A 24997-nucleotide genomic window follows, 5' to 3' on the forward strand; every position below is an offset into this window, starting at 1 on the left:
CCCCGAAACCGGATGTTTTCGGGAGTTATAGCGGCCGCTTTCGGCTCCGTCATCCGATACGATGGTTAGCGCGCGGGATTGAGTGCCGCCGGCGTTCCGGCCAATGCCGCCGCCCTGTCCGCGGGCTGGCGTCCGCCCCAGCCGATTCTGGGCAGCCATTCGAGATAGTAGGCGAAGGCGAACTGCAGCGCGATGCCGGTGGAAAGCAGGATGGCGTCGTAGACGAAGCCGCCGGGGCTGACGATCTTCATCACCTGGCAGAGCATTGCGAGGATGGTGCCGGCGATGAACACCGGCAGCGAATGCCTGCCGAGCACCGCCAGCGGATTGCGTGGGCTGGTCTGCGCCAGCTTCGAGAGCGCGGGAATCACCGCGATCAGGTAGGCGAGCGAGAGGATGTGCAGAAGCCGCGACAGCGAAAGGAACGTCTTGTCGAAGCCGGCCAGCACCGCGGGCAGCGCCAGCGACGTCTCGGCGCCCCAGAGCGGAAGCCGGACCCAGACCAGCGCGAAGACGAGATAGGCGACCGCCAGCAAGACCAGGCACCAGTTGAAGCGGAGCGCGCCGCCGCGCCGGACATGCATCGTCGAGGCGACGCCTATGATGAACAGGAACTGCCACGACAGCGGATTGAGGAACCAGAAGCCTTCCGTCGGAAAGTTGACGGGCGCTATCTGATAGATGCCGGCGAGCAGCCAGACGAGCCCCGAAACCGTGACCATCAGGCCGAGACTGACACTGCCGAGCAGGAGGAAGAACGGCATCATCAGGAGCACGACCGCATACATCGACAGGATGTTGTTGTAGCCGATCTGGTGGCCGAGCGTGGCGATGCCGAGTAGCGCCTCCGGCGTGTCATTGATGATCATTTCGATGTTGATCAGCTTCAGAATGCCGGGCCGGGCGAAGTAAAGCGCGGCGGCCGAGAATATGGCCAGCGTCGCCACCGTCGTCATGACGTGGGCGACATAGAGCACGCCCGCGCGCTTCCATGCCTTGAGCGCGATCAGCAGCCTGTTGCCTGGCTGGAATTTCAGTCCGTAGGCCAGGCCGACGGCGATGCCGGAGATCAGCACAAAGGCTTCGGCCGAATCGGAAAAGCCGAAATTCTTGTGGGTGAGGTGCTCGAACAGGGTGCCGGGCACGTGGTTGACGAAGATCGTCAGCAGGGCCAGCGCCCGGAAAACGTCGATGCGGGTGTCCCGCCGTGGTTGGGGACTGACGGTTATCGCGGTCATGCTTTCTTCCGTGACGTTCACTCGGACGCCTCGCAATCCGAGTCGGCGGCGCGGCGAATCCGCCACGCAGAAGCTGTCCGAAAGAGGCAGATTTGTGCGCCTCTCCGTCACAAAATAATTCACCGTTAAAACATTTGGATGACACCATCCCAGATCAGCTTGAGCCCGATGATGGCCACCGTGGCGTAGGTGAACGGGTAGAACACTTCCGGCCGCATGCGGCGGACGAGCCATGCGCCGGCCAGCGTTGCGAGCGGCGCCATCGGCATCAGCACGGCCGAGGCCGTCAGGTTGGTGGTATCGAACTGGCCGAGCGCGAAATAGGGAACCAGCTTGACGGCATTGGTGACCGCGAAAAAGATCGCGCTGGTGCCGGTCAGCACTTTCGGGTCCATCCGCAACGGCAGCGCGTAGACCTGGAAGGGCGGCCCGCCGACATGGGCGACGAAGCTGGTGAAGCCGGCCACGGCGCCCCAGAAACCGGCAGCGAGCCGGTTGGGCCTGGCGGCATAGGCTGAACCGTGCCTGAACTGCTGGTACACCCAGCGCGCAACGAACACGACCGCCACCGCGCCGACAATGAAGCGCACCATGTCGGCGGTGACAAGCGCCGCCGTCAGCCAGCCGAGGCTTATGCCTGCCACCGCGCCGGGCAGCATCGTCGCCAGCGTCAGCCGGTCGAAGATGCCGCGCCAGGTCCACAGCGAAACCATGTCCATCAGCACCAGGATCGGCAGCAGGATCGCGGCGGCCTGCACCGGCGGCATCACCAGCGCCATCAGCGGCACGCCGACGAATCCTACAGCCCCGCCGAAGCCGCCCTTCGACAGGCCGACGAGAATAACAGCCGGAATGGCGGCCGCGTAGAACCACGGATCGGTGAGCAGCGCGTTCATGAAAAGGCCTTTCGCGATCCCGCAATATCGCGGCAGCAGCGATTCGGCGAGGGCGCAACCCTGTTCAAGCGACCTGCCTTCGTCTATGCCCAAATCCAACCACGATCCCGCTGCATGGGAACCGACAGAAAGCTCAGGAATGCCCGTCACACCGCCAAACCGCTGCCGCATCGTGCTGATCGCTCCGCCCGTCGAAGACGCCGCGGCGTTCGAGCAGCAGCTGCGCGCCGCCATTTCGGGCGGCGACATCGCCTCGATCATCCTGCCTGCCTACGGCCTCGACGAAGCCTCGTTCCAGGCGTTTGCCGAGCGCATCGTGCCGGTCGCTCAATCTGCGAACATCGCCGCCATCATCGCCGAGGACACGCGCATTGCCGGCCGGGTCGGAGCCGACGGCCTGCATCTCGAGGCGGGAAGGGCCGCACTCGAGGAGGCGATCGAGCGCTTCCAGGGCCGGCTCACGGTGGGCGCGGGCGGGGCCAAGACCCGCGACGACGCGCTCGATCTCGGCGAGGCGCGTCCCGACTACATATTTTTCGGCCGCTTCGGCTATGACAACAAGCCCGAGCCGCACAACCGCAACCTGGCGCTCGGGCGGTGGTGGGCCGAGATGATCGAGATACCGTGCATCGTCATGGCCGGCTCGGACATCGCCTCCGTTTCGATCGTGGCCGAAACCGGATGCGAGTTCGTGGCGCTATCCAGCGCCATCTTTGGCGAAGGCGTCGATCCCGAGCAGGCCGTCGCGCACGCCAACGCCATTCTCGACGACACGGCGCCGCGGTTCGGGGAGTAGGTCTTGGCTGTACTGCAATCGTCCGTCCGGACATGGCTCACGGCGCTGGCGCTGCTTTCAGCGACGACGCCCGGCGCCCTTGCGCAAGGCGCTGCCGATCCCGCGCCAGCGCAGAAGGCCACGCCCGAAACGAAATTGCCTGCGAAAAGTCCCACGGAGCCGGCGCCGAAAGCGCCCGTCATCGAGCCGTTGGCAAAAACTCCTGACACGCCGCCGGCTTCCGGCCCCTTGCCCGCGGGAGCAAAACCGCTGGGCGTCGACCCCACGCGGTTCGGCGGCGGCAGGAGCGACGGCAAGCCCGATCCGGCGCGCTTCGGGACCAAGCCCGCCGATCCCGCCTATGGCGCGTTCCAGCGCGGGCTCTACAAGACCGCCTACAATCTGGCGCTGGTGCGCGCCGAAAACGGCGATCCGGCCGCGCAAACGCTGGTCGCCGAAATCCTGTCGCGCGGGCTTGGCATGGCCCGCAACGAGGCCGAAGCCGCCAAATGGTACGCCCGCGCTTCCGAGCAGGGCGTTCCGGAGGCGCAGTTCCAGTACGGGCTGATGCTTCTCGACGGGCGCTTCGTGAAAGCGGACCCACAGGGCGCCTACGCCCTGATGCAGGCGGCGGCCGAGGCCGGAAACCGGCTGGCGCAGTTCAATTTCGCGCAGATGCTGGTCGATCGCGAGAGCGGCGAGAAGGGCCTCGCCAAGGCGGTCTCCTACTACGAGCGCGCGGCCAGGGCCGGGCTTGCCGACGCGCAATATGCGATGGCGCAGGTCCACGCCAACGGCGTCGGCGGCAAGGCCAAGGACGAGAAGGAGGCGCGGCGCTGGCTGCTTCTCGCGGCACGGCAGAATTTCGATACCGCGCAGCTCGATCTCGCCACCTGGCTGGTTGACGGGCGCGGCGGCGGACGCGACCTGAAGGAAGGCTTCCGCTGGATGAGGCGGGCGGCCGAGGGCGGCAATGTCGCGGCGCAGAACCGGCTCGCCAAGCTTTACATGAAGGGGCTGGGCGCCGACCCGGATTCGATAGCGGCGGCGGCCTGGTACATCCTTGCCCGGCGCGCCGGCCTTACCGATCCCGAGATGGAGGATTTCTTCGACGGCCTGACCGACGAGGAACTCCAGAAAGCCCTGGAGCGCGCCAACAGGCTGCGCTGAGGGCCCGCTTCTCCGGCATTTCCCTCGATCCCTTGCCTCTTTTGCCGATTTGTGGTCTTGGAGGCGCCGAAACCGCCTGTCGGCGTACAAACCTCCGGAATAGCAAAATATGGCCAAGATCAACGGCAACGAAATCCGTCCCGGCAACGTCATCGAGCACGATGGCGGGCTCTGGGTGGCGGTCAGGACCAACCATGTGAAGCCCGGCAAGGGCGGCGCCTACAACCAGGTCGAGTTGAAGAACCTCATCAACGGCACCAAGCTCAACGAGCGCTTCCGCTCCGCCGAGACCGTGGAAAAGATCCGTCTCGAGCAGAAGGATTTTTCCTACCTCTACGAGCAGGGCGACGCGCTGATATTCATGGACACCCAGAGTTACGAGCAGCTCGAACTGCAGAAGGATTTCGTCGGCGACCGCGCCGCCTTCCTGCAGGACGGCATGATGGTCACCGTGGAACTCTACGACGAGCGCCCGATCGGCATCTCCCTGCCCGACCAGGTGACGCTGACCATCACCGAGGCCGACCCGGTCGTCAAAGGGCAGACCGCCGCCTCGTCCTACAAGCCGGCGCTGCTGGAAAACGGCATCCGCGTCCTGGTTCCACCCTTCATCTCGTCGGGTGAGCGGATCGTCGTCGACACCAACGAGATCACCTACGTCCGCCGCGCGGACTGAACAGATCAGGCAGCAGGCAGTGGGCAATCGGCAGTAAGGCCGCCTACCCCTGGAATCACCGACTGCCGACTGCCCATTGCCTACTGCCCATCTAAGACAGAAGCGACATCCGCCATGCCCCGTTCAGCGATCCTCAATGTCATGGTCCAGGCCGCCATGAAGGCCGGCCGCTCGCTGGCGCGCGATTTCGGCGAAGTGCAGAACCTGCAGGTGTCGCTGAAGGGCCCCGGCGACTTTGTCAGCCAGGCCGACCACAAGGCCGAGGAGATAATCCACACGGAACTGTCCCGCGCCCGCCCGGGCTATGCTTTCCTGATGGAGGAACGCGGAGTGGTTCCGGGTGAGGACGATCAGCACCGCTGGATCGTCGATCCGCTCGACGGCACCACAAACTTCCTGCACGGCCTGCCGATCTTCTCGATCTCAATGGCGCTTGAGCGTCAGGGCCAGATCGTCGCCGGCGTGATCTACAATCCGGCCATGGACGAGCTCTACACCGCCGAACGCGGCGGCGGCGCCTTCATGAACGACCGCAGGCTGCGCGTGGCGAGCCGCACCAAGCTCACCGATACGGTCGTCGGTACCGGCGTGCCGCATCTCGGCCGCGGCCACCATGGCAATTACCTGATCGAGCTTCGCAATGTCATGGCCGAAGTGTCGGGCGTTCGCCGGCTCGGCTCGGCAGCGCTCGATCTCGCCTATGTCGCGGCGGGCCGCATGGACGGTTTCTGGGAACATTCGCTTTCGCCATGGGACATGGCAGCGGGCATATTGATGATCCGCGAGGCCGGCGGCTTCGTCAGCGACCCGGCAGGCGGCAATGCCATGTTCGAGACCGGCTCGATCGTCGCCGGCAACGAGACCATCCACCGCGCGCTCCTGAAGACGCTCAAGAAGCCGCTCACGCCGCGCTGAACCGCCGCGCCCCCAAGGCTTGAAAAACGACTTGGCGACCGGTCAAATAAGCCGGGATGACGAGCGGCCCGCAACCACTTCAAGCCGACGTGCCCTTCATGGGGCGCTTCCAGCATTCGCGCGCCGAGCTGATCGCCGACGGCATCGTTCATGCGGTGGGAATAGTGCTCGCGATCGCCGCTGGCTCGGCGCTGCTCGCAATGTCGGCTTTTCACACCGGTCCGGGCGAATACATCGCGACGGCATTCTTCGTCGTCTCGGTCCTGACCGTCCTGTCGATTTCGCTCGCCTACAATCTCTGGCCGATATCGCCGGCGAAATGGATATTGCGGCGCTTCGACCACGCGGCGATCTATCTCCTGATCGCGGCGACCTACACGCCCTTCCTCGCGCAATTGAAGGATGTCTGGCTTGCGCGCTGGATGCTCGCACTGGTCTGGTCCGCCGCAGCCCTCGGCATGGCGACCAAGATGCTTTTTCCCGGCCGTTTCGACCGCGCCGCCGTCGTTTTCTATCTTGCGATCGGCTGGAGCGGCATCGTGGTCCTGCCGCCGATCCTGGAAATCCTGCCTTCGACGACGATTGCGCTGATTGTCGCCGGCGGCATCGTCTATTCCTGCGGCGTGGTGTTCTTCGTGTGGAAGGGGCTGCGATTCCAGAACGCCGTCTGGCATGGCTTTGTGGTGACGGGCGCCGGCCTGCATTTTGCGGCCCTGATCAACTGTCTGGTCATCGACCGCCTCTGATCCGCTGCTGCGGTCTCACGGCGTCTTTCAATTTCGTCACAATTCCGTTTAGAGTCGCGGCGAGTTAGATTTTGGTCGCGGCGACGGATTCGGGGCGCATGGCATTTTTGCGAAAATTCGGCGGGAGCGAGGCATCCGAAGACGGCGGCTACGATCCCTACCGGCTGTCGAGCCCGCAGGTCTTCCTCCTCTCCATGCTGGTGTTCCTGGCGATCGTCGCGTTCATCGCGGCGATCCTTGCCCGGCAGATTTCCTCGGCCTTCACCACCAACCCCGGCCTGAACGGGCTGATCCTCGGCGTTCTGGCGGTCGGCATCCTGCTCGCGTTCGTGCAGGTGGTGCGGCTGTTCCGCGAAATCCGCTGGGTCAATTCGTTCCGCGCCGGCTCCGAAGTCGTCGAGCCGGTGCTGCTTGCGCCGATGAAGGCGCTGCTCAGCCGCTCCACCTCCATGGCGCTTTCGACCAGTTCGATGCGCACCATGCTCGATCCGATCGCCACCAGGCTTGACGAGACCCGCGACATTTCGCGCTACCTGATCGGGCTTCTGGTGTTTCTCGGCCTGCTCGGCACCTTCTGGGGCCTGTTGCAGACGATCGGCTCGATCGGCGACACCATCCAGTCACTCGATCCCGGCTCCGGCGATGCAGCCTCCGTGCTCGAGTCGCTGAAGTCGGGCCTGGCCGCGCCGCTCGAGGGCATGGGCACGGCGTTCTCGTCCTCGCTGTTCGGCCTCGCCGGCTCGCTGGTGCTCGGCTTCCTTGACCTCCAGGCTGGCCGCGCCCAGACCCGTTTCTATACCGAGCTGGAAAACTGGCTGTCCTCGGTCACCGACCTTTCGTCCGACATCATTGTCGCCGATCCCGCCAAGGCCGGCTCCGCCGAAGAGATCAAGGCGCTTTCCGAAAGGTTGCGCAACCTGCAGGAATCCGGCGGCTCCAATCCGCGCATCGCCACCGCCATGGCCAATCTCGCGGACGGCATTTCCGGCCTGGTCAAGAACATGCGTTCCGAGCAGCAGATCATGCGCGACTGGGTCGAGGCGCAGTCGGAAGAGCAGAAGGCAATGCGCAACACGCTGGAAAAGATCGCCGACGCGCTGAAGAAGCGGGAGCTGAGCTGACATGGCATTGGCACGCGCCAGGCGCGACCGCCGCATCGATTACTGGCCGGGCTTCGTCGACGCGCTGTCGACGCTGCTTCTGGCCATCATGTTCCTGCTTTCGGTGTTCGTGCTGGCGCAGTTCCTGCTCAGCCGCGAGATTTCCGGCAAGGACGAGGTGCTGAACCGCCTCAACTCGCAGATCAACGAGCTGACGCAGCTCCTGGCGCTGGAGCAGTCCAACACCCAGGACGCCGAGGATGCGCTCGCCAACCTCCAGGCTTCGCTTGCCCAGGCAGAATCCGACCGCACCCGGCTGCAGCAAATGCTCGACCAGGGCGCGGGCGCCGGGGCCGAGGCCGACGAGCGCATCGGCGCGCTCACCGGCGAGCTCGACAGCGAGCGCCAGCTCAGCCAACGGGCGCTGTCGCAGGTCGAGCTGCTCAACCAGCAGATATCGGCGCTGCGCAAGCAGATCGGCGCGCTCGAACAGGCGCTCGAAGTGTCGGAGACGCGGGACCGCGAATCCAACACCAAGATCGCCGATCTCGGCCGCCGCCTGAACGTCGCGCTGGCGCAGCGCGTCCAGGAACTGAACCGCTACCGCTCCGACTTCTTCGGCAGGCTCCGCGAGATCCTCTCCGACCGCGAAAACATCCGCATCGTCGGCGACCGCTTCGTCTTCCAGTCGGAGGTGCTGTTCCCGGTCGGCTCCGATCTTATCAACGAGGCCGGCCGCGCCGAGATGCAGAAGCTCGCCGGCGCGATCATCGAATTGCAGAAGGAGATCCCGCCAGAGATCAACTGGGTGCTGCGCGTCGACGGCCACACCGACGACCGGCCGCTGTCGGGTGCCGGGCGCTACCGCGACAACTGGGAGCTTTCCTCGGCGCGCGCGACCTCGGTCGTCAAATACCTGATCGAGAACGGCGTGCCGGCCAACCGGCTGGTCGCGGCCGGCTTCGGCGAATTCCAGCCACTCGACGCCGCCGAGACCGACGAAGCCCGCAACAGGAACCGCCGCATCGAGCTGAAGCTGACGGAGAGGTAGCCGCCTTCCGTTCTCCCTGTTCACGCAGGGGCGATCGCATATGGAACATGTTTGCAGGCGAGGCACGGTGGTCGCCTGTTCTGCATCGCTTTGGACTTCCGATAGAGCGAGGCATGGCAACTGTGTTTCAGGCATATGCTTTCTGGTCGCGTTGCATGGCGTTGAGGATGGTGAGGAGCTTTCTGGCTGCGGCGATGACGGCGAGTTTCCTGGAGCCGGAGCGGGCGGCGATGGCGCTGTAGAAGGCCTTGAAGCGCGGCGCAGCGCGGATGGCGCCGAGCGCCGCCATATAGAGCGCCTTGCGCACGCGCGGCCGGCCGCCGCGGATGGGGCGCCGGCCGCGCCGCGTTCCCGAATCGTTGTTGCGCGGCGCCAGCCCGGCCAGGCTGGCGATGGTTTTGGGCGAACGGCCTCCGAGCTCGGGCAAATGGGCGATGAGGGTGAGCGCGGTGACGGGTCCGACGCCGGGGGCCGAGCGCAGGATGGCGAACGTGGCGGCGGTGGCGGCGTCGGCTTCGGCGATGGCGCTTGCGATGACCGCCTCGATGGTCGCGATGCGCTTGGCGAGGCAGGCGACGGCCGCCTCGATGTCGGCGATGACGTCGGGATCGAAGGCTTCGCCGAGATGCCTGGCCTCGCGGGCGCGGGCCTCGACGAGCTGGTCGCGGCGGCGCGCCAAGGCGGCGATGCGCTCGCGCTGGCGGCACGGCGGCTGGTCGGGCGCCGGGGTGAAGCGGCGGCCGTAGTCGGACAGCATGCGGGCGTCGAGCTTGTCGGTCTTAGCCAGAAGCCCGCCGGCCTCGGCGAAGCGGCGGGTCTGGACGGGGTTGCGCCTGGTGCTGGCGATGCCGGCCTCGGCCAGGGCGTGGCGCAACAGCCGGTCGTGGACGCCGGTCGCCTCGAAGACGACGAAATCGCGCCCCGGCGCAAGTCCGGCCGCGAAAGCCTCGATCGGCCCGGCCCGGTTGGCGAGCCGCCGGAAGCTGCGGCTGGACGGATCGAACACGTCGAGCATGTCCTTGCAGATGTCGCAACCGATGTAGTTATGCTGTATCATCACCGTGCCTCTTCCTGTGGTGCGAGGTCTGTGCAGCAGCCTCGTGCAACTGTTCAGGTTGATGGTTTCGAAGCGGGAGGGGAGCCGAGCCATGCCGCGGCCTGTCGGGCAAAACCCGACGACCAGGATTCCCACGGCCTCCTTCCCGCGCTCACCATACGCCAAAACAAACACACAGGATTCCCGACACTCTCCGCTCGCTGCGCTCGCTCAAGAGGTCGGGAATGACGGACTTCCTTTACCGCCTCGGCCAATCGCCAACGGGTGAGATTGGCGGAGAAGAGAAGTGAAATTCGTCATTCCCGACCTCGTGAGCGAGGAACGAGCGGAGAGTGTCGGGAATCCATGCCTCGACGCAGAGGGCACCAGAATCCTCTCAGGCACGCCCGGCGAAACGTGCGCTCGCACAACGGGAGCACCATCCCACTTTCAAGCGCTACCAGCCGAGCAACAGGGCCACCAGCGCCAGCACCGCAGGAACCGCCTGCACGTAGAGAATCTTCCGGCTGACCGTGGCAGCGCCGAACAGGCCGGCGGCCATCACACAAATCAGGAAAAAGATCTTGATCGTGAAACCGGCCTCGCCGAGGTAGAGGCCCCAGATCAGCCCGGCGGCGAGGAAGCCGTTGTAGAGGCCCTGATTGGCGGCGAGCACTTTGGAGGCCTTGGCGAACTCCGGCGTCAGCCCGAACGCTCTGTGGCCGGCCGGCGTGTCCCAGGCGATCATCTCCAGATACATGAAATAGAGATGCAGCGCCGCCACCAGCGCGATCAGGATATTGCCCAGCATTTTGCTCCCCCGTTTTGTGCGAAGTACAGAATGGTACAGCATTGGGCATACCACGAACATGTAGATAGCCTGTTCTGAAAGGCCGCAGCCGCCCAAACAATCGGCGTGTTTCCTCGGGTCCCCGCTGTCCCGCTAGCATCAGCCTTCGCCGCTCTTCGACGCCAATCTGGAGCGGATGCGGGGGTAGGTAAGGCTCCCTTCTCCCCTTGTGGGAGAAGGTGGATCGGCGCGGAGCGCCGAGACGGATGAGGGGTGTTGGACGGAGCGGGACATAGCAGGCGCAGGCAGTGGGATTGCTGCTTGGCGCGCCCGCCCCGAAGCGCCTCATTCCTTCCAGCACCCCTCATCCGTCGCCTTCGGCGACACCTTCTCCCACAAGGGGAGAAGGAGCGACCGCTCCCTCACTCGAACCCCTTTCGGCATCTCGCGGTTACCCATTATCCTGTCAGCATATGTCAGGAATGTTTTCCCAAGCTTTGTCCACACCCTCCCCTGATGCCCGCATACTCCATCCCGGCAGCTTGCTGGTGGGAACGGGTGTGCACGACCGGCATCCAGGCAAGTGTGGCGCCGGAGATGTTCCCCGCATGGTCGTGCGGGGCGCTCCGGCCCCGGGTCGAACCTGTGCGCCCGCGCTCCGTCCCAGATTACCGGACAGGGCATGGGCCGGGAGCGGCAAGGGGAGAAAACGCCGGCGGCGCATGGCAGCGCGTCACTAAATTAAATTGATTAGGCGTCGCTGCCATGCGCCGCTTCCCACAAATGGCCAGACGCGAAAGCGGGCGTGGCGATGACTAGGTGTGTCCTTCGAGGCTCGGCTTCGCCTCGCACCTCAGGATGAGGACGGCATGTACCCGAGCTCGGCGTTCAAGATTGGCGAACTTGCACCCACCTCCCTCATCCTGAGGTGCGAGCGCAGCGAGCCTCGAAGGACGCACCTAGTGCCAGACTTGCCATCGCGCGGCCCTTGCTGTTCTTTCCCAGCACTCACAACGATCGGAATCATCATGTCCTTCGAAAAAATCGATCAGCTTTGCCGCAAGCTCGAAGCGCTGGAGCATTCGCTCGCCATTCTCGGCGCCGACGAGGCGACCCACATGGCCGTCGGCGGCGGCGAGAAGCGGGCCGAGGCGATGTCGGCGCTGGCCGGCATGCACCACGCCCGGGCGACCGCCCCGGAGATCGGCGACTGGCTCGCGGCTGCCGAACAGGAGGCGCTCAACGAGGAGCAGCAGGCGGCGCTGCGGGAATTCCGCCGCCAGTACACCAACATGACCTGCCTGCCGACCGAGTTCGTCGAACGCCAGACCACGGCCCGGCTGCGCTCCGAGCAGCTTTGGCGCGACCTCCGGCCGAAGAACGACTGGCTGGGCTTTCTGCCGGCGCTGGACGGCATCGTCGCGCTGGTGCGCGAGGAGGCGGAGCTTCGCGCCGCGGCAACCGGCCTCGATCCCTACGACGCGTTGATGGAGCAGTACGATCCCGGCCATCGCGCCGCCGACATAGCGCCGGTGTTTTCCGAGCTGAAGACCTTCCTGAAAGGCTTCGTGCCGGAAGCGCTGGCGGTGCAGGAGGAGCGGCTGGCGAGGAAACCGCTGCGGCCGCTCTCCGGCGTCTATCCGATCGACAGGCAGCGCGAACTCGGCCTTGCCATGATGGCGGCGGTCGGCTTCGACTTCACCCATGGCAGCCTGTCGGTGTCGCACCATCCGTTCTGCGGCGGCGTACCGACCGACGTGCGCATCACCACGCGCTACAAGACGACGGATTTCCTCTCGGCGCTGATGGGCGTGCTGCACGAGACCGGCCACGCCATGTACGAGCAGAACCTGCCCAAGCCGTGGTCGCACTGGCCGCTCGGCAAGGCGCGCGGCATGGCCATGCACGAAAGCCAGAGCCTGTTCGTCGAAAAGCAGCTCGGCCGCAATCCTGCCTTCTGGGAATGGGCGCTGCCGCTGGTCGAACAGTATCTCGGCGAGAGGTGGAGCAAGGACGAGATCCTCGCGCATGTGCACCGGGTCGAGCGCGGCCTGATCCGCGTCGATGCCGACGAAGTCACCTATCCGCTGCACGTCATCCTGCGCTTCGAGTTGGAGCAGGAACTGGTGAGCGGGCGTCTGAAACCCGCCGACGTGCCCGAAGCCTGGGACGCCAAGATGCGTGACTATCTCGGCCTCTCCACCATCGACACGCCGCAGGACGGGCCGATGCAGGACGTGCACTGGCCGAGCGGCGCATTCGGCTATTTCCCGTCCTACACGCTCGGCGCGATGATGGCGGCGCAGCAATGGGCGGCGCTGGAGAAACTGCATCCTTCCGTGGACGACGAGATCGCCAAAGGAAAATTCGACACGGTCACCGCCTGGCGGCGCGAAAAAATCTGGTCGCAAGGTTCGCGCTGGTCGACGCCGGAGTTGCTTGAGCGCGCGACCGGGGAGAAATTGAACGCCGCGCATTTCACCGCTCATCTGAAGAAGCGGTACGGGAAGTGAGCGTCCGTCTTACAGGTCAGTGCTGCCCCTCACCCTTACCCTCTCCCCGCAAGGACGGGGAGAGGATGCCGGCAGGCAGGTGAGGGGCGGCGCCAGCTTTCGAAAGCGGCGCAGCCAGACCGTCCAGTTTCCGCTTGATCGTCTGGACTCGGTCATCCGAAACTAGGCTCAACGAGGGGGAGAACCATGGCGGAACATGCCGACGCGATCGTCGTGGGTGGAGGGCTGGCGGGACTTGTCGCCGCCGCCGAGCTTGCCGATGCCGGCAAAAAGGTCATCATCCTTGAGCAGGAAGGCGAGAACTCGCTTGGCGGGCAGGCTTTCTGGTCGCTGGGAGGGCTGTTTTTCGTCGACAGTCCCGAACAGCGGCGGCTGCGCATCCGCGACAGCCGCGACCTCGCGATGCAGGACTGGCTGGGCTCGGCGCAGTTCGATCGCGAGGAGGATTTCTGGCCGCGCAAGGTGGCCGAAGCGTTCGTCGATTTCGCCGCCGGCGAGATGCGGCCATGGCTCCATGCGCAAGGCATGCGCTGGTTTCCGGTGGTCGGCTGGGCCGAGCGCGGCGGCGGCCACGCGCATGGCCACGGCAATTCGGTGCCGCGTTTTCACATCACCTGGGGCACCGGCCCCGGGGTGCTCGAACCTGTCATCCGCCGCATTCGCCGGCATGCGGATAACGGCCTGATCAATCTGAAATTCCGCCGTCGGGCGAGCCGGCTGATCAAGACCAATGGCGCGATCACCGGCGTCTCGGGCGAGCTTCTCGAGGCATCCACGGTCGAGCGCGGCCAGCAATCCGGGCGCGGCGTGATCGGCGATTTCGAGCTCCACGCAGGGGCGGTCATCGTCACTTCGGGCGGCATCGGCGGCGATTTCGAGCTTGTGCGCAAAAGCTGGCCGACCGACCGCCTCGGACCCGCGCCAAAGCACATGGTTACGGGTGTGCCGCACCATGTCGACGGCCGCATGGTGGCGATCACGCAAGCCGCCGGGGGCGCGGTTATCAACGCCGACCGCATGTGGCACTATACCGAAGGCGTGAAAAACTGGGCGCCGATCTGGCCGAACCACGGCATCCGCATCCTGCCCGGGCCGTCGTCGCTGTGGTTCGATGCGACCGGCAATCGGCTAACCGCACCCTGCATGCCGGGTTTCGACACGCTGTCGACGCTGAAACACATTCTTTCGACCGGCCACGATTATTCCTGGTTCGTGCTGACGCAGAAAATAATAAAGAAGGAATTTGCGCTGTCCGGCTCCGAGCAGAACCCGGATTTCACTTCGAAGAGCTGGCGCGCCGTTCTGAAAAGCCGCCGCGGCGCCGGCGCTCCGCCGCCGGTCGAGGCATTCAAGCGGAAGGGCGAGGATTTCGTCGTCGAAAGCAATCTGCGCGAACTGGTCGCCGGCATGAACCGGCTCACCGGCGAGAACCTGATCGACCACGATCGCCTGCTTCAGCAGATCGAGGCGCGCGACCGCGAGGTGGAAAATCCCTTCTCGAAGGACGCGCAAATCACTGCCATCCACGGCGCACGCAACTACCTCGGCGACAAGCTCATCCGCACGGCAAAGCCGCACCGGATCCTCGACCCCGCCAACGGCCCGCTGGTCGCGGTTCGGCTCCACATCCTGACGCGAAAAACGCTGGGCGGGCTGCACACCAATCTGGACGCACAGGTTCTGGACGCCTCCGGCAAGCCGATCCCCGGCCTCTACGCCGCCGGCGAGGTGGCCGGCTTCGGCGGCGGCGGCTATCATGGCTACAACGCGCTCGAAGGCACGTTCCTCGGCGGCTGCATCTTTTCCGGGCGGAACGCGGGGAGACACGCGGCAAAGAATTCGTAGCGTTCAGTCCCAGGCAGCGCCGCTGAGTGCGTCCAGCGGAAATTTCAGATAACGCCGCCCGTCCGCTTCCGGTTCGGGCAGCCGGCCGCCGTTGATGTTGACCTGCAGCGCATGCAGGATCAGCCGCGGCATCGGCAGCGTTCTGTCGCGCAAGTCGCGGAACGTGACGAACTCCGCCTCCGTCCGGCATAGCGCCAGGTGGATGTTCTTCGCCTTCTGCTCGGCGACCGTGCTTTCCCAGCGCGGCCCCCGCCCGCCCGGCTGGTAGTCGTGGCCGGTGAACAGCCGGGTGTGTTCCGGCAGCGCCAGGATCGCCTGGATGGAGCGCCACAGCCGGCTTGAACTGCCGCCTGGAAAATCGGCACGGGCGGTGCCGCCGTCGGGCATGAACAACGTGTCATGGATAAACGCTGCATCGCCGGCGATATAGCTGACGGAAGCCAGCGTGTGCCCGGGCGAAAACAGCACCGCGACGTCGAGTTCGCCGATCTTGAAGACGTCGCCGTCGGCAAACAGCCGGTCCCATTGCGAGCCGTCGGCCGGCAGCTCGGGCCAGTTGTACAGGCGCTTCCAGAGCTCCTGCACCTCGACGATTCTCTCGCCGATGGCGGTCGGCGCTCCGGTCCGGACCTTCAGATAGTGTGCGGCTGAAAAATGGTCGGCATGCGGGTGAGTGTCGAGAATCCACACCGGCTCCAGCCGCTCCCGTGCAATATGGCCGAGCAGCCGGTCGGCGTTGCGCGTCGCCGTCGCGCCGGACTTCTCGTCGAAGTCGAGAACCGGATCGATGATCGCGCATTTTCGTGTCGACGGGTCGGCGACGACATACTGGATCGAACAGGTCCGATCGTCGAAAAAGCCGGCCACCTCGGGCGTCTGCGGCATCATTGCCCCCTTGCGTATGCGAGGCCGCTTAAGGCTCGCCCAACATCGAACGGATCAAAGCACGACGCTTGCCGATCCGGCAACCGGATGATGCAAAGCCGTCGGTGGCTGTGGAAGGAGCTGTTGCGCCTATTCCGCCGCGCCCCGGAACGCGTTGGAGCCGGTCTCGAACTGCAGTTTCGCCAGGCGGGCATAGATGCCGCCCTTCTTGACCAAGCTGTTGTGCGTGCCCTCCTCAACGATGCGGCCGGCGTCCATGACCAGGATGCGGTCGGCCTTCAGCACGGTCGCTAGCCGGTGCGCGATGACGATGGTGGTGCGGTCCCGCATCAGCCGCTCCAGCGCCGTCTGCACCAGCGTCTCGCTCTCGGCGTCGAGCGCCGAGGTCGCCTCGTCGAGCAGCAGGATCGGTGCGTCGCGCAGGATCGCACGAGCGATCGCGACGCGCTGGCGCTGGCCGCCCGACAGCATCACGCCACGTTCGCCGACAGGAGTGTCGTAGCCATTCTCCAGCCGCTCGATGAACTCGTCGGCCAGCGCCTCGCGCGCCGCCTGCTCGATCTCGGCGTCCGTCGCGTCCGGCCTGCCGAAAGCGATGTTTTCGCGAGCGGTCCCGGCAAAGATCGTCGTGTCCTGCGGCACGATGGCGATGCGGTTGCGAACTTCCCGCGGGTCGGCTTCGCGGACATCGACGCCGTCGACCAGGATTTGTCCATATTGCGGATCGTAGAAGCGCAAGAGCAGCGAAAACACCGTGCTCTTGCCGACGCCCGAAGGTCCGACGATCGCGACCGTCTCGCCGCTCTTCACCGAAAAACTCAAGCCGTGCAGCGTCGGCAGGTCCGGGCGCGCGGGGTATGAGAAAGAAACGTCGCGGAAGTCGACTTGTCCCGTGGCCGGCGAGGGCAAAGGTTTCGGGTTTGCCGGCGCGACGATCGCCGGCTCCTCGGCCAGTATCTCGGTCAGCCGCTCCGCCGCGCCCGCCGCCTGGCTGAGTTCCCCCCACACTTCCGAAAGCGCGCCGAGCGCGCCGGCGGCAAACACCGAATAGAGCAGGAACTGGCCGAGTGTGCCCGGCGACAGCGCGCCGGAAAGCACGTCGCGCGAGCCGAACCACAGCACGGCCACGACCGAGGAAAAAATGGTGAAGATGGCGAAGAAGGTGAGGAAGGAACGCGCGAAGACCGACGAGCGCGCCGCCATGAACGCCGTCTCGACCGCCTGGCCGAAGAGGCCGGTCACCAGCCGCTCATTTGTGAAGGCCTGCAATGTGCGCATCGAGCCGATGTGCTCGCTGGCATAGGCAGTGGCGTCGGCCAGCGTGTCCTGCGCGGCGCGCGACTTGCGCCGCACCGAGCGGCCGAAGGCGACCAGCGGCAGCACGATCAGCGGGATCGCGGCGATGACCAGGCTCGACAGTTTCGGGCTGGTCACGACCATCATGGCGACCGCGCCGAGGCCGAGGATGACGTTGCGCAACGCTATCGAGGCGGTGGCGCCGACGGCCGACTTGATCTGCGTCGTGTCAGCCGTCAGCCGCGAGACAATCTCGCCGGACTGCGCCGTGTCGAAAAAAGCCGGCGACAGTTTCGTCACATGGGAAAACACGTCGCGGCGGAGGTCGGCCACCACGCGCTCGCCGAGCGTGATGACGAAATAGTAGCGGCAGGCCGAGGCCAGCGCGAGGACCGCGGCAATCACCACCAGCATCGAAAAATAATTGGCGATGAATGCGGAATCCGACCCCGAGAAGCCGTGGTCGATCATGCGGCGCACAGCCATCGGCAAGGTCAGCGTTATCAGCGCGGCGGCCGTCAGCGACAAAAGCGCGCCGACGACCAGCTTGCGGTAGCGCAGAATGTAGGGGAAAAGCCGCTTCAGGGGCCGGAGCGAGCGCCTGCGCGCATCCTCAGCGCTCCTGCCGGTTTCCGCCATGGCGTTTTTCCCTTCAGACCGTCGATATGACGGCGCCGCCCGGCCTTGTGATTCAATTTCGGCTGATGTATAGGCTCGCCGACCGTTTTTGAAGCCGTGCCTCCTCATTAGCCGCGGCTTCGAGTTTTAGAAAAGAGGCGCATCGCCGCAGGCTGCAAAGCCCAGCGCGCCGCGACAGCCAGGAACAGACCGATGAAGACCGACATCCATCCCGACTACCACAACATCAAGGTCGTCATGACCGACGGCACCGAATATACGACCCGCTCGACCTGGGGCAAGGAAGGCGACACGATGAACCTCGACATCGACCCGTCGACCCATCCGGCCTGGACCGGCGGCCAGCAGACGCTGCTCGACCGCGGCGGCCGTCTGTCGAAGTTCAAGAAGCGCTACGAAGGCCTCGGCATGTAAGCCGAACTTTCGGATCGGAATACAAAACCCGCCCTCGTGGCGGGTTTTTTGTTGCAGTGGTCGCGCCACTCCCATTCGTTGCGGCTTCCCCTTCTCCCCGTCATTATACGAGGACGCTTGCAGAATTCAGGCCAACGTTGAGCTTTGGCGACACTGCCAAATTCGGGCAGCGCACTGCCGGCTTTGGCGGCAACCGGCATGCAGGGAGACGTGAAATGATCGGCGGCTGGTTTTTTGCACTAACGTTCCTCGCAGCGCTCGGCAGCGGGCTGATGGCCGGGCTGTTCTTCGTGTTCTCGGCCTTCATGATGACGGCGCTCGCCCGCCTGCCGGCTGGACAGGGCATGGCGGCGATGCAGTCGATCAACGTCGCGATCCTCAACCCGGCCTTCGGCGCGGCGTTCTTCGGCACCGCCATCCTGTCGGCAGTGCTGGCGGTGGTCGCCGCGTTCCGGTGGAGCGATGCCGGCATGGCCTGGCTGCTCGCAGGCGGCCTGCTTTATCTCGTTGGCATCATCGCCGTCACGATGGTCTTCAACGTGCCCTTGAACGACGCGCTCGCGGCAGCCGGCGCCGACACGCCGGAGGGCGCGGCGCTTTGGACCCGCTACCTCGCCGAATGGACGGCGTGGAACCATTTGCGCACGGTGAGCGGGCTCGCCGCGCTGGCCTGCTTCATCATGGCGCTGCGGTAGATCGGCGGTCCGCTAACCCCGTTTACCGCACGCTGCAATCTGCGCATTCGACACCGCGCCAGGGGAAATCAGATGACGGATTTCGAGATAGAGGCGGTATCTACGTTAGCCCCAACGCTCGCAGATTCCATCGCCGCCCTTATCCTGCAATTGTCCTCGTCCGCTACTGCGCCGCAAAGCGAAGACCTGCAGAGGATCGTCAGCTCTCCGGCGACGAAGCTTTTGGTGGCAAGATCGGGAGACGCCGTGATGGGTATGCTGACGCTTGCCGTTTTCCATGTTCCAACCGGAGCACGCGCAATTATCGAGGACGTGGTGGTCGACGAGCGCCATCGGGGGACAGGGCATTGCGGCTGCCCTTGTGCAAGAGGCGCTGGCCCGGGCGCAGGCTGCCGGGGCCAGGACGGTGGACCTGACCTCAAGGCCGTCGCGTGAAGCCGCCAACAGGCTCTATCGAAAGCTTGGTTTTGAGAAGCGGGAGACTAATGTCTACCGCTTCTCCCTCGGGAAATAGTCAGGATGGATCTTTGGCTTTGTGGCCGACGCGATCGGCATGGCCGAGGTCGCGGCCCGGATCGATGATATTGCGGACCAGTTGCTTGAGCGCCGCCGCATCGGGAAATCCGCCGTCACGCTTGCGGTCCCAGACCAGGTGCTCATCGCATGTGATGGTGAAGATGCCGCCGGTGCCCGGCACGAGCGCGACTTCGCCGAGTTCCGTGCCGAAGGTCGACAGCAGTTCCTGCGCCATCCACCCGGCCCTCAAGAGCCACATGCATTGCGTGCAGTAGGTGATGCGGATGATGGGAGAATTCATATCGAAGAGCCTCCAGCTAGGGGCGCGTTGGAATTCAGGTCAGGCCGAGCCGAAAAATGATGGATTTCGAGAACCGGAGCGGAGCGTAGATTCAAGTACGTGAGCACCTGAAGCGCAGAAAGCCATCATTTGCAGGCCGGCATGGCGTGAATAACAGCGTGCCCTACGCCGCGCTGAGCTTGGCCATCGTTTCTTCGTCGACCTCGAAATTGGCGTAGACGTTCTGCACGTCGTCGTCATCCTCGAGGGTGGCGACAAGCTTCAGGATCGATTGCGCGCGATCCTCGTCGACCGGGATGTTGTTCTGCGGCTTCCATATCACCTTCACCGAATTTGCCTCGCCGAGCGACGCTTCCAGCGCCTTCGACACCTCACCGAGACTTTCGAAGGCGCAGATGATGGTGTGGCCGTCCTCGTCCGACTGCACATCGTCGGCGCCGGCCTCGATCGCCGCGTCCATCACCTTCTCGGCGCTGCCGGCCTTCGCCGGATAGACAATCTCGCCGACGCGGTCCCACATGAACGACACCGAGCCGGTTTCGCCCAGCGCGCCGCCGGCCTTGGTGAAGGCTGCGCGCACATTCGACGCCGAGCGGTTGCGGTTGTCGGTCAGCACCTCGACGATCACCGCCACGCCGCCGGGGCCATAACCCTCGTAACGCACCTCTTCATAGGTGTCGGCATCGCCGCCCACGGCCTTGTTGATGGCGCGCTGGATGTTGTCCTTGGGCATGGATTCGGCCTTGGCGTTCTGTACCGCCAGCCTGAGGCGCGGGTTCATCGCCGGGTCGGGAAGCCCCTGCTTGGCGGCCACGGTGATCTCGCGCGCCAGCTTGGAAAACATTTTCGACCGCACCGCGTCCTGACGACCCTTGCGGTGCATGATGTTCTTGAATTGTGAATGGCCGGCCATGGAGCCCCTTTTGGTCGTTATGCGGCTATCTGGAATGGCGGCGCTTATAGATAAAATGCCTGCAAAGGTCCAGCCGGAGCTTGGATGCAGCGCTCGCGAAAATGTGACCCGCACCGGCACCGGCGGCGCTCGCCATGCCGCGATCAGTTGCTAGGCTGTCGCGACGCCCGCCACGGGGAGACCGCCATGCCAGCCTTGCGCCTTCTTGCCGCCTGCCTCGCCGCGTTCCTCGCGCTTGCCGCGCCGGCTCACGCTCAGGACGACCCGCCGCCGAGCCGCTGCGTCGCGATCGCCCAAGCCATCCCGAACGTCACCTATGCCAATTTCACCCCCGCCCAGGCGGTTTCGGAAGGCGAGGTGTCCATCACCTATGCCGGGCACTCGACCTACATCATCGAGACGCCGGCTGGCGTCCGGATCGCCACCGATTTTTCCGGCGTTTACGGCTCCGACCCGCTCCCGCGCGTAGTCACCATGAACAAGGCGCACCGCACCCATTTCACCGATTTTCCGGACGATGGGATCGAATATGTGCTGCGCGGCTGGAACCCGGACGGCGGCCCGGCAAGGCACGCGCTCGTAGTCGACGACGTCTATATCCGCAGCGTCCCGACCGACATTCGCGGGCCCGCCGACCTCGGCAAGGACGGCAATTCGATCTTCATCTTCGAGGTCGCCGGCCTCTGCATCGGCCATCTCGGCCACCTCCACCACCGGCTTGAGGACGCGCATTACGGCGCGATCGGCCGGCTCGACGTGGTGATGGCGCCGGTCGACGGCGGCATGACGCTGTCGCTCGACGCCATGACCGAGATCACCGAGCGGCTCTATTCGTCGGTGGTGCTGCCCATGCACCGCCACTCCACTCCCATCGGCGAATTCCTGGGCAGGCTCGGCGAAGGCTTTGCCGTCGAGTTCCGCGACAGCCGTTCGCTGACGCTATCGCTGCGCACGCTGCCGGACCGGCCGACCATCATCGTGCTGGAAGGAGTCTGAACTCGAACACTACGCGGACATCCGTGCCCGCCGCCCCGGAGCAGCGTGTCGAGCGTGACCGGCCGGAAATCCCAGGCATCGACGCCAACATCATGCTGGCGGGGAACAGGCTTCAGCCTGCCATGCGAATGGCCATGCAGATTGATCGAACCCTTGCCCATCTGGTTCCACGTGCGGAACGGATAATGGCAAAGGATGAGCAGCTTCCCGTCGACCGTCATTTCGGCATAGTGCTGGGTGCTGGCCCAGCCGCTGGCCGATATCGTTGCCTCGTCGTCATTGTTGCCGATGATCAGGTGCTTGCGTCCGTTGAGGACCGAGAGAAGCACATCCGCACGGCTCTTCCCGCTTCCCCTGGTGAAATCCCCGAGGTGCCAAACCTCGTCCTCGGGTCCCACCGTGTCATTCCAGTAGCCGATCAGCGCCTCGTCGTGCTCCGCGATAGAGCGGAACGGCCTGCGGTCGATGCGCAGCACCCTGGAATCGCCAAAATGGGTATCGCCGGTGAAGAACAGCATTTGTACCCCCGCTCTCGCGATCGAAGCTGTCAGCGGCAATGTAGGCGAAGCCGGGCTGAGGGACAGATCGAGCGAGCGCCGAATCCCTCCTGCCATTTCCGGCGGGAGGGATTCGCAAGCGCTTACGCCGCAAGCCGCGGGTTCAGCTCGTCGAGCGTGATGTGGCCACGGAAGCCGCCGCTGCTCGTGGCCGGGTTCTCGTCCTCGATGGCATGGGCGAAGATCACGCCCGGATCGGCCTCCAGCTTCTGCATATGCCGGTGCAGGCGCGGATATTCCTTGCGGAGATCGAACAAGCCGAGATCCTCGCCCCAGCGCGCTATGCCGATGAAATAGGCGTCGGCCAGGCTCTTGGCGTCGCCGCCGGCCAGCCACTCCCGACCGTCGAGCAGATCCTGCAGATGCGCGTAGCTGCGCGCCGCCTTGTCGCGGGCGAGCGACCGCAGCACCTGACGGTTCGGATCGCCCTCGGCCAGTTTGTAGGCCGTCCAGCCCGGCGAGAAGGCCGAGTGGAAGGTGGTGTGGAGATAGGCGAGCACGCTGTTCAGCCGGTCGAATTCCGGCGTGCCTTGCGCGAAGCCGAGCTTCCGTTCGAGTTTGCGCGCGCCGATATTGTGCATGATGGCGAAGCTTTCGGTGAGCGCGCGGCCATCCTCCAGAAGAAGCGCCGGCGTCTCGCCGAGCGGGCTGACTCGGGCGAAGGCTTCGCCTTCCGGCTTGGACATCATGTCGATGCGGCACAGCCGGTAGGGCTCGCCCAACCATTCGAGGGCGACGATCGATCCGAACGAGCAGCCATGCGGCACGCCGTAGAAGAGCACAGGTTCCATGGTTATTCCTTTCGATTGCGAACCGCGTCCGGATTGGCGGCGCGGCGTCGCTGAAACCTATGCAATACTTGATTGTGGGCAAGTACCGACTATAAAGTAAGGTACCTACCTGGGCGTAAGTATTGAGGAAAACCATGGCAAAAAAACTTGCGGAAAGCTGCGGTCTCGGCCCCGCTTTTTCGGTCATCGGCGGCAAATGGAAGGCGCTGATCCTGTGGCTGGTCCGCACTGAGCCGCGCCGCTTCGGCGAGTTGAAGCGGCTCGTGCCCGACATCAGCGAAAAAATGCTGATCCAGCAGTTGAGGGAAATGGAGGCGCATGGCCTGGTCCACCGCAAGGTGTTCCACGAAGTCCCGCCGCGCGTCGAATATTCCGCCACGCCGCTCGGCGTCTCGCTCGACGACGCGCTGGTTCCGCTCGCCGAATGGGGCAAGCAGCACGCCGACGGCATCGGCGCTCAGCAGGCCGCGGAATAGAGGACCCTAGCCTTCCAGGTCGGCCTTCAGCCGGTCCAGTATGCTCATTGCATGCGCCGCATACTCGCTGATCCAGCGGTCGTGGATAGCCTTGATCGGCATCGAGTTCAGGTGGTTCCAGCGCTCGCGCCCCTCGCGCCTGACGACGATCAGGTCCGCCTCTTCCAGCACTTTCAGATGCTGCATCACCGTGCACCGGTCCATCTCCGGAAAAGCGTCGCACAGCATCCCCGTCGTGCGCGGCTCCTCCTTCAGTGCATCGAGCATCGCCCGACGCTTGTGATTGGCCAGCGCCTTGAAAACGCCGTCCTCTTTCGATTCGCTTGACATGTTATATTTTTATAACATAATACGGCGAAGAAACAAGCGAGGAGTTGTGGATATGTCTATCGGATTCATGGTTTCGGGGCGCATCGGCAAGCCGGTGGCAGAAGTGTTCGACGCCGTGGTCAATCCGGCCAAGCTCAGCGGTTATTTCACCACGCTTGGCGGCGCCAGCGCTCCGCTGGTCGCCGGCACGACCGTGACGTGGTGGGGGCAGGTGCCCGTCGAGGTCGACGAGGTGGAGGCCGAAAAGCGCATCGTGCTGCGTTGGGATGGCAGCGGCCCGGAGGTCAAGCCGCCCTACCAGACCCGTATCGAGATGAATTTCGAACCGCTTGATGACGGCGGCACCTTCGTCACCATCGCCGAATCCGGCTGGCGTGAGGACGACGCCGGCCGGAAGGCGTCCTACGGCAACTGCGAGGGCTGGTCGCAGATGCTCTCCTGCATGAAGGCCTATGTCGAATACGGCATCAACCTTCGGGAAGGTTTCTATCCCAGCGAAATGCGCGGCGAACTGCCGACTTCGAGCGAACGCAAATAAGCGGGAGAGAAGCAATGACCGCGAAGATCAGGGGCGGCATCAACATCGCCATGAAGGTGCCGCCGCACCAGTACGAAGCGACGATAGCCTTCTACCGCGACGTCATCGGCCTGAAACCGTTCACCGCCAAGGCGCCGGCGATCGGTTTCGAACTCGGCCCCAACCGGCTGTGGATCGACGAAGCGCCGATGATGAGCCAGGCGGAAGTCTGGCTCGAGCTCTTCACCGACGATTTTCCGGCCGCCACCGACCATCTCGCCAATGCAGGGGTCGTTCGCTGCGATGCGATCGAGGCGCTGGGCGAGGGTTTTAGGGGCGGCTGGATCGTCAACCCTGCCAACATCGTGCATTTGGTGCGCGAACCCGACGCGTGGTGACGGTCACAATCAGGAAGGAAACGACATGGAAATCCATGAAGCACCGGCCGCTGTCGCCGAAATGCTGATCAGGCGACCGCCGGCGGACGTCTTCGAGGCGTTCGTCGATCCCGAAATCACGTCGAAGTTCTGGTTCACCCACGGCAGCGGCCGGCTCGACGAGGTCCGCGAGATAACCTGGGAATGGCGCATGTACGGCGTCTCGGCGCCGGTCAAGGTTCGCGAAATCGTCAAGAATGAGCGGATCGAGGTCGAATGGAATGATCCGCCGAGCACCATCGTCTGGACGTTTACGCCGATGATCGATGAAGCGACTTTCGTCAGCATCCGCAACTCCGGTTTTTCCGGCGATGCAGACCAGCAAATGAACGAGGCGATCGCCTCGACGGAAGGCTTCACCCTCGTGCTCGCCGGCGCCAAGGTCTGGCTGGAACAGGGCCTGACGCTCGGCCTGATCGGCGACCGCCATCCGAAGGGCGTGCCGACATGACGCAAAGGAATGGCCGCCGCTCTGTGCCGTTC

The 24997-nt window shown here is 64.7% G+C and carries 26 protein-coding genes and 1 pseudogene; 17 read left to right on the plus strand and 10 right to left on the minus strand.

Annotated features, from left to right (window positions below; all coding sequences use genetic code 11):
- Positions 1 to 65: 65 nt before the first annotated feature.
- Together ACG873_RS22400 and ACG873_RS22405 are read right to left on the minus strand one after the other, a co-directional pair.
- Positions 66 to 1238: an OpgC family protein gene (locus ACG873_RS22400; RefSeq protein WP_394887724.1), complete on the minus strand. Its 1173-nt coding sequence runs from the start codon at positions 1236 to 1238 to the stop codon at positions 66 to 68.
- A gap of 125 nt (positions 1239 to 1363) precedes the next feature.
- Positions 1364 to 2134, minus strand: a complete 771-nt coding sequence (locus tag ACG873_RS22405; protein ID WP_394887725.1) for a sulfite exporter TauE/SafE family protein — start codon at positions 2132 to 2134, stop codon at positions 1364 to 1366.
- A 139-nt stretch (positions 2135 to 2273) separates the two neighbouring features.
- On the opposite strand from ACG873_RS22405, the gene ACG873_RS22410 reads away from it, so the two are divergent.
- The 7 genes from ACG873_RS22410 to ACG873_RS22440 all read left to right on the plus strand — a co-directional run bounded on the left by ACG873_RS22410 (position 2274) and on the right by ACG873_RS22440 (position 8567).
- A complete protein-coding gene (locus ACG873_RS22410; RefSeq protein ID WP_394887727.1) occupies positions 2274 to 2930 on the plus strand; it encodes a thiamine phosphate synthase in 657 nt (218 codons plus the stop codon).
- Between the two features lie 51 nt (positions 2931 to 2981).
- Positions 2982 to 4079 carry a sel1 repeat family protein gene (locus tag ACG873_RS22415; protein ID WP_417568628.1) on the plus strand — a complete coding sequence of 366 codons (1098 nt, stop codon included), beginning with the start codon at positions 2982 to 2984 and terminating at the stop codon, positions 4077 to 4079.
- Positions 4080 to 4188: 109 nt separating this feature from the next.
- A complete protein-coding gene (efp, locus tag ACG873_RS22420; protein WP_394887728.1) occupies positions 4189 to 4755 on the plus strand; it encodes an elongation factor P in 567 nt (188 codons plus the stop codon).
- A gap of 114 nt (positions 4756 to 4869) precedes the next feature.
- On the plus strand, positions 4870 to 5670 hold the full coding sequence (locus ACG873_RS22425; RefSeq protein ID WP_394887730.1) for an inositol monophosphatase family protein: 801 nt from the start codon (positions 4870 to 4872) through the stop codon (positions 5668 to 5670).
- 56 nt (positions 5671 to 5726) lie between these two features.
- The gene (gene trhA, locus ACG873_RS22430) at positions 5727 to 6416 is read left to right on the plus strand and encodes a PAQR family membrane homeostasis protein TrhA (protein WP_394887732.1); all 690 of its coding nucleotides are present in this window, start codon (positions 5727 to 5729) and stop codon (positions 6414 to 6416) included.
- Between the two features lie 98 nt (positions 6417 to 6514).
- A complete protein-coding gene (locus tag ACG873_RS22435; RefSeq protein ID WP_394887733.1) occupies positions 6515 to 7537 on the plus strand; it encodes a MotA/TolQ/ExbB proton channel family protein in 1023 nt (340 codons plus the stop codon).
- A 1-nt stretch (position 7538) separates the two neighbouring features.
- On the plus strand, positions 7539 to 8567 hold the full coding sequence (locus tag ACG873_RS22440; RefSeq protein ID WP_394887735.1) for a peptidoglycan -binding protein: 1029 nt from the start codon (positions 7539 to 7541) through the stop codon (positions 8565 to 8567).
- 127 nt (positions 8568 to 8694) lie between these two features.
- Here the strand turns inward: ACG873_RS22440 and ACG873_RS22445 are convergent, their stop codons facing one another.
- On the minus strand, positions 8695 to 9624 hold the full coding sequence (locus ACG873_RS22445; RefSeq protein ID WP_394886544.1) for an IS110 family transposase: 930 nt from the start codon (positions 9622 to 9624) through the stop codon (positions 8695 to 8697).
- Between the two features lie 436 nt (positions 9625 to 10060).
- Entirely contained in the window at positions 10061 to 10414 is a 354-nt protein-coding gene (locus ACG873_RS22450) for a DUF1304 domain-containing protein (RefSeq protein ID WP_394887737.1), read from the minus strand.
- Between the two features lie 1007 nt (positions 10415 to 11421).
- Between ACG873_RS22450 and ACG873_RS22455 the strand changes: the two genes are divergently transcribed.
- Together ACG873_RS22455 and ACG873_RS22460 are read left to right on the plus strand one after the other, a co-directional pair.
- Positions 11422 to 12906, plus strand: coding sequence for a carboxypeptidase M32 (locus ACG873_RS22455; RefSeq protein ID WP_394887738.1), 1485 nt, complete (start codon positions 11422 to 11424; stop codon positions 12904 to 12906).
- 186 nt (positions 12907 to 13092) lie between these two features.
- A complete protein-coding gene (locus ACG873_RS22460; RefSeq protein WP_394887739.1) occupies positions 13093 to 14751 on the plus strand; it encodes an FAD-binding dehydrogenase in 1659 nt (552 codons plus the stop codon).
- 3 nt (positions 14752 to 14754) lie between these two features.
- On the opposite strand, the gene ACG873_RS22465 is transcribed toward ACG873_RS22460, so the two are convergent.
- Both ACG873_RS22465 and ACG873_RS22470 read right to left on the minus strand, forming a co-directional pair.
- Positions 14755 to 15636: an MBL fold metallo-hydrolase gene (locus ACG873_RS22465; protein WP_394893652.1), complete on the minus strand. Its 882-nt coding sequence runs from the start codon at positions 15634 to 15636 to the stop codon at positions 14755 to 14757.
- A 129-nt stretch (positions 15637 to 15765) separates the two neighbouring features.
- Positions 15766 to 17571, minus strand: coding sequence for an ABC transporter transmembrane domain-containing protein (locus ACG873_RS22470; RefSeq protein WP_394887741.1), 1806 nt, complete (start codon positions 17569 to 17571; stop codon positions 15766 to 15768).
- A gap of 192 nt (positions 17572 to 17763) precedes the next feature.
- Between ACG873_RS22470 and rpmE the strand changes: the two genes are divergently transcribed.
- The 3 genes and pseudogenes from rpmE (at position 17764) to ACG873_RS22485 (ending at position 19194) form a co-directional block, all read left to right on the plus strand.
- The gene (rpmE, locus tag ACG873_RS22475) at positions 17764 to 17985 is read left to right on the plus strand and encodes a 50S ribosomal protein L31 (RefSeq protein ID WP_165021526.1); all 222 of its coding nucleotides are present in this window, start codon (positions 17764 to 17766) and stop codon (positions 17983 to 17985) included.
- 215 nt (positions 17986 to 18200) lie between these two features.
- Entirely contained in the window at positions 18201 to 18680 is a 480-nt protein-coding gene (locus ACG873_RS22480; RefSeq protein WP_394887743.1) for a DUF1772 domain-containing protein, read from the plus strand.
- A 72-nt stretch (positions 18681 to 18752) separates the two neighbouring features.
- Positions 18753 to 19194 (plus strand): annotated as a pseudogene (locus ACG873_RS22485) (GNAT family N-acetyltransferase).
- Here ACG873_RS22485 and ACG873_RS22490 read toward each other — a convergent pair.
- A complete protein-coding gene (locus ACG873_RS22490) occupies positions 19195 to 19497 on the minus strand; it encodes a SelT/SelW/SelH family protein (protein ID WP_394887745.1) in 303 nt (100 codons plus the stop codon). It abuts the pseudogene before it with no gap.
- 163 nt (positions 19498 to 19660) lie between these two features.
- A complete protein-coding gene (locus ACG873_RS22495; RefSeq protein ID WP_394887747.1) occupies positions 19661 to 20410 on the minus strand; it encodes a YebC/PmpR family DNA-binding transcriptional regulator in 750 nt (249 codons plus the stop codon).
- Positions 20411 to 20596: 186 nt separating this feature from the next.
- Between ACG873_RS22495 and ACG873_RS22500 the strand changes: the two genes are divergently transcribed.
- Entirely contained in the window at positions 20597 to 21406 is an 810-nt protein-coding gene (locus ACG873_RS22500; RefSeq protein WP_394887749.1) for an MBL fold metallo-hydrolase, read from the plus strand.
- Between the two features lie 640 nt (positions 21407 to 22046).
- Here ACG873_RS22500 and ACG873_RS22505 read toward each other — a convergent pair.
- A complete protein-coding gene (locus tag ACG873_RS22505; RefSeq protein ID WP_394887751.1) occupies positions 22047 to 22754 on the minus strand; it encodes a glutathione S-transferase family protein in 708 nt (235 codons plus the stop codon).
- Positions 22755 to 22888: 134 nt separating this feature from the next.
- On the opposite strand from ACG873_RS22505, the gene ACG873_RS22510 reads away from it, so the two are divergent.
- Positions 22889 to 23230: a winged helix-turn-helix transcriptional regulator gene (locus ACG873_RS22510; RefSeq protein ID WP_394887753.1), complete on the plus strand. Its 342-nt coding sequence runs from the start codon at positions 22889 to 22891 to the stop codon at positions 23228 to 23230.
- A gap of 6 nt (positions 23231 to 23236) precedes the next feature.
- Here ACG873_RS22510 and ACG873_RS22515 read toward each other — a convergent pair whose 3' ends face one another.
- A complete protein-coding gene (locus ACG873_RS22515) occupies positions 23237 to 23560 on the minus strand; it encodes an ArsR/SmtB family transcription factor (RefSeq protein ID WP_394887755.1) in 324 nt (107 codons plus the stop codon).
- A 52-nt stretch (positions 23561 to 23612) separates the two neighbouring features.
- Between ACG873_RS22515 and ACG873_RS22520 the strand changes: the two genes are divergently transcribed.
- The 3 genes from ACG873_RS22520 to ACG873_RS22530 are packed head-to-tail and all read left to right on the plus strand — an operon-like array spanning position 23613 to position 24965.
- Positions 23613 to 24098 (plus strand): SRPBCC domain-containing protein, encoded by a 486-nt coding sequence (locus tag ACG873_RS22520; RefSeq protein ID WP_394887757.1) that lies wholly within the window; start codon positions 23613 to 23615, stop codon positions 24096 to 24098.
- 14 nt (positions 24099 to 24112) lie between these two features.
- Complete coding sequence (locus ACG873_RS22525; RefSeq protein ID WP_394887759.1) at positions 24113 to 24475, plus strand: VOC family protein; 363 nt, start codon at positions 24113 to 24115, stop codon at positions 24473 to 24475.
- Between the two features lie 25 nt (positions 24476 to 24500).
- Positions 24501 to 24965, plus strand: coding sequence for an SRPBCC family protein (locus ACG873_RS22530; protein ID WP_394887761.1), 465 nt, complete (start codon positions 24501 to 24503; stop codon positions 24963 to 24965).
- Positions 24966 to 24997: the final 32 nt, after the last annotated feature.

The organism is Allomesorhizobium aridi (assembly GCF_043769475.1).
Taxonomy (GTDB): domain Bacteria; phylum Pseudomonadota; class Alphaproteobacteria; order Rhizobiales; family Rhizobiaceae; genus Allomesorhizobium.

What these genes read in the sequence shown, in the direction of transcription:
- ACG873_RS22400 (WP_394887724.1), bottom strand. Translation starts at nt 1,238, where the DNA reads ATGACCGCGATAACCGTCAGTCCCCAACCACGGCGGGACACCCGCATC.
- ACG873_RS22405 (WP_394887725.1), bottom strand. Translation starts at nt 2,134, where the DNA reads ATGAACGCGCTGCTCACCGATCCGTGGTTCTACGCGGCCGCCATTCCG.
- ACG873_RS22410 (WP_394887727.1), top strand. Translation starts at nt 2,274, where the DNA reads ATGCCCGTCACACCGCCAAACCGCTGCCGCATCGTGCTGATCGCTCCG.
- efp (WP_394887728.1), top strand. Translation starts at nt 4,189, where the DNA reads ATGGCCAAGATCAACGGCAACGAAATCCGTCCCGGCAACGTCATCGAG.
- ACG873_RS22425 (WP_394887730.1), top strand. Translation starts at nt 4,870, where the DNA reads ATGCCCCGTTCAGCGATCCTCAATGTCATGGTCCAGGCCGCCATGAAG.
- trhA (WP_394887732.1), top strand. Translation starts at nt 5,727, where the DNA reads ATGACGAGCGGCCCGCAACCACTTCAAGCCGACGTGCCCTTCATGGGG.
- ACG873_RS22435 (WP_394887733.1), top strand. Translation starts at nt 6,515, where the DNA reads ATGGCATTTTTGCGAAAATTCGGCGGGAGCGAGGCATCCGAAGACGGC.
- ACG873_RS22440 (WP_394887735.1), top strand. Translation starts at nt 7,539, where the DNA reads ATGGCATTGGCACGCGCCAGGCGCGACCGCCGCATCGATTACTGGCCG.
- ACG873_RS22445 (WP_394886544.1), bottom strand. Translation starts at nt 9,624, where the DNA reads ATGATACAGCATAACTACATCGGTTGCGACATCTGCAAGGACATGCTC.
- ACG873_RS22450 (WP_394887737.1), bottom strand. Translation starts at nt 10,414, where the DNA reads ATGCTGGGCAATATCCTGATCGCGCTGGTGGCGGCGCTGCATCTCTAT.
- ACG873_RS22455 (WP_394887738.1), top strand. Translation starts at nt 11,422, where the DNA reads ATGTCCTTCGAAAAAATCGATCAGCTTTGCCGCAAGCTCGAAGCGCTG.
- ACG873_RS22460 (WP_394887739.1), top strand. Translation starts at nt 13,093, where the DNA reads ATGGCGGAACATGCCGACGCGATCGTCGTGGGTGGAGGGCTGGCGGGA.
- ACG873_RS22465 (WP_394893652.1), bottom strand. Translation starts at nt 15,636, where the DNA reads ATGCCGCAGACGCCCGAGGTGGCCGGCTTTTTCGACGATCGGACCTGT.
- ACG873_RS22470 (WP_394887741.1), bottom strand. Translation starts at nt 17,571, where the DNA reads ATGGCGGAAACCGGCAGGAGCGCTGAGGATGCGCGCAGGCGCTCGCTC.
- rpmE (WP_165021526.1), top strand. Translation starts at nt 17,764, where the DNA reads ATGAAGACCGACATCCATCCCGACTACCACAACATCAAGGTCGTCATG.
- ACG873_RS22480 (WP_394887743.1), top strand. Translation starts at nt 18,201, where the DNA reads ATGATCGGCGGCTGGTTTTTTGCACTAACGTTCCTCGCAGCGCTCGGC.
- ACG873_RS22490 (WP_394887745.1), bottom strand. Translation starts at nt 19,497, where the DNA reads ATGAATTCTCCCATCATCCGCATCACCTACTGCACGCAATGCATGTGG.
- ACG873_RS22495 (WP_394887747.1), bottom strand. Translation starts at nt 20,410, where the DNA reads ATGGCCGGCCATTCACAATTCAAGAACATCATGCACCGCAAGGGTCGT.
- ACG873_RS22500 (WP_394887749.1), top strand. Translation starts at nt 20,597, where the DNA reads ATGCCAGCCTTGCGCCTTCTTGCCGCCTGCCTCGCCGCGTTCCTCGCG.
- ACG873_RS22505 (WP_394887751.1), bottom strand. Translation starts at nt 22,754, where the DNA reads ATGGAACCTGTGCTCTTCTACGGCGTGCCGCATGGCTGCTCGTTCGGA.
- ACG873_RS22510 (WP_394887753.1), top strand. Translation starts at nt 22,889, where the DNA reads ATGGCAAAAAAACTTGCGGAAAGCTGCGGTCTCGGCCCCGCTTTTTCG.
- ACG873_RS22515 (WP_394887755.1), bottom strand. Translation starts at nt 23,560, where the DNA reads ATGTCAAGCGAATCGAAAGAGGACGGCGTTTTCAAGGCGCTGGCCAAT.
- ACG873_RS22520 (WP_394887757.1), top strand. Translation starts at nt 23,613, where the DNA reads ATGTCTATCGGATTCATGGTTTCGGGGCGCATCGGCAAGCCGGTGGCA.
- ACG873_RS22525 (WP_394887759.1), top strand. Translation starts at nt 24,113, where the DNA reads ATGACCGCGAAGATCAGGGGCGGCATCAACATCGCCATGAAGGTGCCG.
- ACG873_RS22530 (WP_394887761.1), top strand. Translation starts at nt 24,501, where the DNA reads ATGGAAATCCATGAAGCACCGGCCGCTGTCGCCGAAATGCTGATCAGG.